The following is a 7,035-nucleotide window of genomic DNA, read 5'->3' as shown; positions in this document are numbered from 1 at the left end:
TCATGGTTGAACCAGATGGTACATATTTTCCGCTTGTTACCATTTCTCCTTCGCTTTTACCACGCAAGTATTTAACATCAAGGTTAATCCTTGGATTGTCATTTCGCTTCTCTCCGTCTCGAAGTTGACAGATGTTTTGCATTGATGTCATAGCCCACCCATTAGGTAACTTCTGATAATGGGGGTTAGCCGTACATTATTATATTGTTACTGTACTCATTTAAATAAATGATGATATGGTAACAAAGTTCAAAACATTCCTTAGCAAGTCGGACTTGGCTAGGAACACCGTCAATTCTTATGTTTGGACGGTCAATTATTACCTTTCCACATACGGAGAGGTGAACAAGAAAAACCTCTTAGCCTACAAAGGCTATTTGGTAGAGCATTTCAAACCGCAGACTGTCAATCTTCGTCTGCAAGGTATTAACAAGTTCCTGGAGTTCTGCAAGCAAGACAAATTGAAAGTGAAGTTTGTCAAGGTGCAGCAAAAGAACTTTCTGGAGAACGTCATTAGCAACGCTGACTACAAATTCCTGAAAAGGAAGCTGAAGGAGGATGGCCATACTGAATGGTACTTCGTGGTATGGTTTATGGCAGCGACTGGTGCAAGGGTAAGCGAATTGTTGCAGATAAAAGCAGAGCATGTGGAAATGGGGTATCTCGACATCTATAGCAAAGGTGGCAAGTTGCGTCGTTTGTATATCCCGAAGTCTCTTTGTGTGGAAGCGAAAACATGGATAGAGAGTAGAAACATCAAATCTGGTTATCTGTTCCTCAATAAATATGGAGAACGGATAACAACTCGCGGAATATCACAGCAACTTAAACATTTTGCTCAGAAATATGGACTTGACAAAAAAGTAGTCTATCCTCATTCCTTCCGTCACCGTTTTGCTAAGAACTTCCTTGACCGTTACAATGATATTGCCCTCCTTGCTGACCTCATGGGGCATGAAAGTATTGAAACCACAAGAATCTACCTTCGAAAAACTGCAAGTGAACAACAGAAGATAGTAGACCGAATTGTAAATTGGTAAATCAACAAAGAGTCCCCGACAACATCTAAGCTGTTAGGGATTCTTTGATTTTATCAAGAGTATTGAAATATCTATCAATTTCTTCTACGATACGTTTTTGTTCATTTTGGGGAGGGAGAGGAATTAACAAATTATCCAAAACACCTATATATAGTTCTTTTTGGTTTGTTGACCCAGCCAAGTTGTCTTCAAGATAACGCTGAGTTCCTTTAGATGATAAATAAGCATGAATGTATTTTGATTCTATGCTGTCAAATGTCCTTATAACCGACACGTGCGAATCAGGAACGGCGAAAGGGTATGTTCCGAGACAGTCGCTGTGAAACACTCTTGTCCTGCCTACAGTTCCAGTGCCTGTTGAGTTCATAAGCACGTCACCTTCTCGCAACTTATATATATCATCCCATTTTGATAATGTGCTGGGATCCAAAAAGCGAGCCTGTTCAAGGGAAATATCTCCATTATACAAATTGCACTTTTGAGCGAAAACAGGATATTTCCGCTCTTCTGAATATTTGGGCGATTTACCTCGTGACAGGAAAGAACAAAGCGCTCCAAGCTTAATCCAGCACCAACTTTGAGGAATATCAAAGGGATAATGGGGGTTATCACAAGGAATTTCGATATTCGAGTTGATACGTTTAAGTAACTCAATGGCTGGTTCATCGGTTGGATCTTGTGATACCAATTCTCCACAAATAGCCATCCTCAACACTTCTTGTTTGGCTTTTGTAATGGTATTGATAATATCCTTCTTGTTGGATTCAATACTTTCAACTAAATGAAGCCAATAGTTTCCGGTTTCAACGATACGCTTTTGTTCTTCAATGGGAGGAATGGGAATATAAAACTGACCAAGTTTTTGAGAGTTTATGTTTGACTGGTTTACTCCATCTGTTTTAACAAAGTTGCACCAGTCCCTCTCATATTGACTATTCATCACCATATTCACATATTCACAATCCAAGAAAATAGGAGTCATACGAATAATGTAACCAGCATAAATAGATGGTACTTCGCCTCTATAGATCGCAGTTTTTCCAACCCATTCGCTACTATTAGTCCGATTAAACAGTATATCTCCTGCCTTTAATCGGAGTTTTTCAATATCTGCCTTATTAGAAGTGTAAACCAAATCAGAATAGTCAATAGTCCCTTTTCTTGTAATATTGCCCATTCTTAGAACAGCAATATCTCCAGAAGACTTTGATTTCTCTGATGTTCCGTATTGCAAAGATGGAGTGACTTCTTCTATTGTAGTCCATACCCAACTTTCAGGAATCTCGAAAGGCAGGTTCTCATAATGGGACGTATCGGAAGCAGACTTCTTGGAACGCTTAATCTTCCCTTCCTTGATTAAGCGTTCTTTTTCTGCCTTGATTCGTTCCAATAGTACAGATGCAGGCTCGTCATTAGGGTCTTGTGGAACCAACTTACCACGAATGGCAAGGTCGAGTATCTTTTGGCGAAGTTTCTTTGTGTCCATTAGCTTTCAAGATTTTCAAGAAGTTTCTCCAGTTCTGCAACAGCCTCAGTGATGTTGTTGCTTTTCTCTTTGATGATACTGATAAGCTCTGGCAACGAGAGATCTTCGCTCTCTTCACCTTGTTTTATCCAAGTAATATCAAGACTGGTCTTGTCACGTCCCAGCACCTCGTCGTATGTGAACTTACGCCAACGACCATCTGGATTGCTCTCTGCATGATAGGTTTCCTGACGATGGTGACGGTCATCGGGACGATAGCAATCCACAAAATCCTGAAGGTCAGTCTCGCGCAAAGGATTTTGTTTCAGCGTATGCTTGACATTGGTACGATAGTCGTAAATCCAGACCTCTTTAGTCTGGGCATTCTCTGAGGTGGGTTTCTTCTCAAAGAATAGCACATTAGCCTTTACACCCTGGGCATAGAACAATCCTGTAGGCAGACGGAGAATTGTATGCAGGTCGCAAGTCTTTAACAGGTTCTTGCGGATAGTTTCACCTGCACCACCTTCAAACAGTACGTTATCAGGAAGCACGACGGCAGCTGTTCCACCAACTTTCAGCAGCGATTTGATGTGTTGTAAGAAGTTCAATTGTTTATTGGACGTGGTAGCTATAAAGTCTGCCCTTACATAATTGTCTTGTGCTTTTTTGAGCTTTGTGACCATTTCACCAGTTTCCTTATCCTCTTCCTGTACCTCAATCGTCGTTGATGACTTCTTTCCGAAAGGAGGATTGGTCATCACATATTCACAAAGATCATTGTCACCAGGAGCAGAAGCAAGCGAATCTGCACACTTGATGGGAGGCACACCGCCAAACTCACCGATACCATGCAACAGCAAGTTCATCAGACAGAGTCGATAGGTGTTAGGAACAATCTCGGTTCCATAAAAAGTATGCAGTTTCAAGTCATCGGTCTGCTTGCCTGTCATCGTTGTGTATTTTCCTTGCAAAAAATCTTTAGCAGCAAGTAAGAAACCTCCAGAACCGCAGCATGGGTCTACGATGACCTTTCCAAGTTCGGGATTGACGCATTTTACAATGGTCTTAATCAGGGCACGAGGGGTGAAATACTGCCCTGCACCAGACTTAGTGTCCTGAGCAATACGTTCCAACAGGCTTTCATAGATGTCGCCTTTCACGTCTTCACTCAGGGAGTTCCATTGTGTGCCGTCAATCATCTGGATAACCTTACGCAGATGTTCTGGAGTTTGTATCTTATTCTGTGCGCCACGGTAAATCTCGCCAATCATACCTGTTTTCTTAGAGAGAAGGGAGAGAATCTTTCCATAGTGTTCCTTCAGTTCCTCGCCTGACTTCGACATGAGCAGTGACCAGTCACAATCGGTAGGAAGTTCCAGATTGCGCCAGTTGTTCCACCGGAGTTCTTCGGGCATCTTCATGTCCTCGTCAACCATTTTGAGGAAAAGAAGATAGGTTATCTGCTCCAAGTAGTCACTATTTGAAACGCCGCCATCAAACAGAATGCCAGCGATATTCCATACTTTGTTGCTTATTGTAGAATCTGCCATTTGGGTCTTATGCTACTAATTTCTGGTTTAACTCAATGATGATGTCTTTCCACTGACTACCAAAGAGGCTGTAGTATTTTGCCGTTCCTCCGAGCTTGTTAAACTCACCGCTCTTTAGAGCATCAACGTGGAAACTGGCATTGATGGCAATATAGTCGCGTATCATTTCCAGCCACTTCATCTGTTCTTCTGTAAACGGGGCTGTTCCTGCACCACGGACACCTCCCTTGTTGGCATTACGCTCGAAGATCCATTCCTTGTAGCGTTTTTTCACCATATCTGCAAAGGGGTATATCTCTGGTATCTGTCCCCACTCATACTTGATAATCTGAATGATGTCAACCAGTTCCTTAAGAACAGTTTTCTTGCGGGTCATATCTGAGTATGCCGAGAATATCAAACTACCATTGAGCATATTGTTGTAACGTTGCATCTTGTCGTAAAGCTCATGTATCATTGCTTCGGTAATGTGGCGGTTTCGATAGTCCTGATGATATATGATGTTGAGAGCTGTTATCTCGTCTTTATTGGTCTCAATAAACTCTTTCAGGGTCTCACGAACCTTAGCTTTGGTCTCCGCCACGTCGGTTTCAAAACCTGCGTATGTCAGATGATCCAATGCTGGATCAATGGTCTGGTCGTTAGAGTTACGGACGTTCATCAGGAAATCACGGACTTTCGGCTCATAGATGGGTTTTGCTGCTTCAAGGCAACGTTTCTTGATAACATCCTTTCTTACTTCTTCCTTATCTACGGGCGAAAGGGTAGGATATTCGGGATGTTCAGTCTTTATCGTATCTTCTATCCTATCAACATCATGTACGTTCTTAATATTAGTAGACAGCTGTCGAAGTGACGTTCCTCCAGATACCTTCTTGAATTCCTCACGCTCCTTGTCGGTAAGTACCCTGTCAATATGTTCAAGTCGTGTACCAAGGGTGCTGAAGGTTTCTTCCGATATGTCTCCAGTCACCACCGCATCAAGCAGTGACTTGAATGAGACGGTTGGTTTCACATCACCACCACATTTCTTCTTGGCAGCACATTTGTCAGATTTGGTTACGCCCACAGCATCTACAATCACATACCCTAATTTGGGGGTACTTGCTGACGGCGAAGCCTGTTTCAGACTTTCCAAGTCCATTGTCCTCCTTGCCCTTCCCAGCATCTGCTCATAGTAGTTCTCACTGCGGATGTCACGCATAAACAGAAGTATCTCAATGGCTTTTACATCAGTACCTGTTGCTATCTTGTTCACTGTTACAGCCACACGAGGATAGAATTCATTGCGGAAAGCATAGAGTAGTGAGGTTTCGTTTTCTTCGGACTTGAAAGTTATCTTCTTGCAGAAGTCGTTACCTTCATTGAACACCTCTTTCACCAAAGCAACAATATCGTCTGCATGACTGTCGTTCTTGGCAAATATGAGCGTCTTTGGCAATTCCTTCCTGTCCTTGTAGTATTCCCATTTCTTCCAGTTATCCTTGAAAGTCTTTAGGATTACCCTGATTTGCGATTTATTGACTACGGAGTTGTCAAGGTCTTTCCCATCGTAAGCTATATCTTCATCTGTTGACTCCCAACGCTGTTTCCTTGTCCGTTTGTCACGAATCTCTATCTGCTGGTTAATCTTTGCAACGATGCCGCCCTGTTTGGTCTTTTCCGTTTCTATGCTGAAAGTACCAAGTGCGCCCACGTTCACACCATCTGAAACAGCTTCCTCATGGGTGTATTCACTTACAACATTCTCGTCAAAGAAGGCGTATGTATGTTGGTTCGGAGTAGCGGTCAGTCCAATAAGGAAAGCATCGAAATACTCCAGCACTTGCCTCCATTGGTTGTAAATGGAACGGTGGCACTCGTCTATAATGATAAAATCGAAGAACTCTGGTGGATATTCTGAATTGTATTTCACCTCTCGCTCTGTTCCTGTTGTTGTACCTGGTTCATCGTCCACGTCATCTGGCATGGAAGATAGGTTTCCTGTCAGCATAGAATATACACGCTGAATCGTACTTATGCAGATTTGGGTGCTTTGAGGAATGTTCGATGTCTGAATGCGCTGAATGTTATATAGGGCATTCAGTTTCTCTGTGCTATCGTAAGGCTGGTAGTTCTTGTATTCCGTTTCGGCTTGCATTCCAAGGTTCTTCGTGTCAACAAGAAATAGTATTCGCTTGGCTTTTGCGAACTTCAACAGCCGATATGTGTTGGTGATGGCGGTATAGGTTTTTCCTGCACCAGTTGCCATCTGAACCAATGAACGTGGTTTGTTGTTACCGAAAGACTTTTCAAGGTTTAATATAGCCTTTATCTGACATTCACGGAATCCTTCTTCTGGCAGTTCAGGGAACTCTTGCAATCGACCTCGCAGCGTTTTCTTTCCATTGAACTTATAATCTTTTATCCAATACAGTAACTGCTCTGGCCTGTGAAATGAGAACAGCTTACGCACTCTGGGCTTCGGGTCAAGCAAGTCTGTGAAGTGTGTCAATACACCTGTCGCCTCGTAGATGAAGCGCATGTCCTTCTTGGAATAATTGGCCCATTTCAAACCAGAACTTACATATCCTTCATTCTGCTCATGTGCTGCTGTCACAAGGTGAACGCCCTCTTCATCGGGCTTGGCTTCAATTACACCTACAGGAGTACCTTCAATGAAAAGGGCATAATCAACCTCTTCATTGTCACTTGTGAGGTATTCACGGACTGCGACTCCAAGAGACGCAATAGGGTTGAACTCCTGACGATCCTGGATTACCCAACCAGCATCTTCAAGTTTCTTGTCTATTATCTGCCTTGCCTTTTCTTCTGGTGCCATATTGATAGCGTTTAGATGTTACACATGGCCTTGGTTTCATACTTCCGATAAGTGCATATTATCCCAAGTTAGTGCAAAGGTACACATTTTTACCCAAATTCCCCTTAGTTTAAGTTTTAATGCGCCATAATTTAACGAAAATTTCTACTTTTGCCA

Annotated in this window: 4 protein-coding genes; 1 reads left to right on the top strand and 3 read right to left on the bottom strand. The window is 42.5% G+C overall.

The annotated features are described in order from the left end of the window. Positions 1 to 236: 236 nt before the first annotated feature. Positions 237 to 1,040, top strand: coding sequence for a tyrosine-type recombinase/integrase (locus tag M1L52_RS08745; protein WP_248612790.1), 804 nt, complete (start codon positions 237 to 239; stop codon positions 1,038 to 1,040). Positions 1,041 to 1,065: 25 nt separating this feature from the next. Here M1L52_RS08745 and M1L52_RS08740 read toward each other — a convergent pair whose 3' ends face one another. The 3 genes from M1L52_RS08740 to M1L52_RS08730 are packed head-to-tail and all read right to left on the bottom strand — an operon-like array spanning position 1,066 to position 6,879. Continuing rightward, positions 1,066 to 2,526 (bottom strand): restriction endonuclease subunit S, encoded by a 1,461-nt coding sequence (locus tag M1L52_RS08740; RefSeq protein WP_248612791.1) that lies wholly within the window; start codon positions 2,524 to 2,526, stop codon positions 1,066 to 1,068. Then, a complete protein-coding gene (locus tag M1L52_RS08735; RefSeq protein ID WP_248612792.1) occupies positions 2,526 to 4,058 on the bottom strand; it encodes a class I SAM-dependent DNA methyltransferase in 1,533 nt (510 codons plus the stop codon). The genes M1L52_RS08740 and M1L52_RS08735 overlap by 1 nt, the downstream gene beginning before the upstream one ends. Before the next feature lie 7 nt (positions 4,059 to 4,065). Next, positions 4,066 to 6,879, bottom strand: coding sequence for a DEAD/DEAH box helicase family protein (locus M1L52_RS08730; RefSeq protein ID WP_248612793.1), 2,814 nt, complete (start codon positions 6,877 to 6,879; stop codon positions 4,066 to 4,068). Positions 6,880 to 7,035: the final 156 nt, after the last annotated feature.

Source organism: Prevotella sp. E13-27 (assembly GCF_023217965.1).
GTDB lineage: Bacteria > Bacteroidota > Bacteroidia > Bacteroidales > Bacteroidaceae > Prevotella.
This window is presented reverse-complemented; position numbering and strand designations above follow the sequence as displayed.

Excerpts from the sequence above, each read along its gene's own strand:
- M1L52_RS08745 (WP_248612790.1), top strand. The coding sequence starts at position 237 with ATGGTAACAAAGTTCAAAACATTCCTTAGCAAGTCGGACTTGGCTAGG.
- M1L52_RS08740 (WP_248612791.1), bottom strand. The coding sequence starts at position 2,526 with ATGGACACAAAGAAACTTCGCCAAAAGATACTCGACCTTGCCATTCGT.
- M1L52_RS08735 (WP_248612792.1), bottom strand. The coding sequence starts at position 4,058 with ATGGCAGATTCTACAATAAGCAACAAAGTATGGAATATCGCTGGCATT.
- M1L52_RS08730 (WP_248612793.1), bottom strand. The coding sequence starts at position 6,879 with ATGGCACCAGAAGAAAAGGCAAGGCAGATAATAGACAAGAAACTTGAA.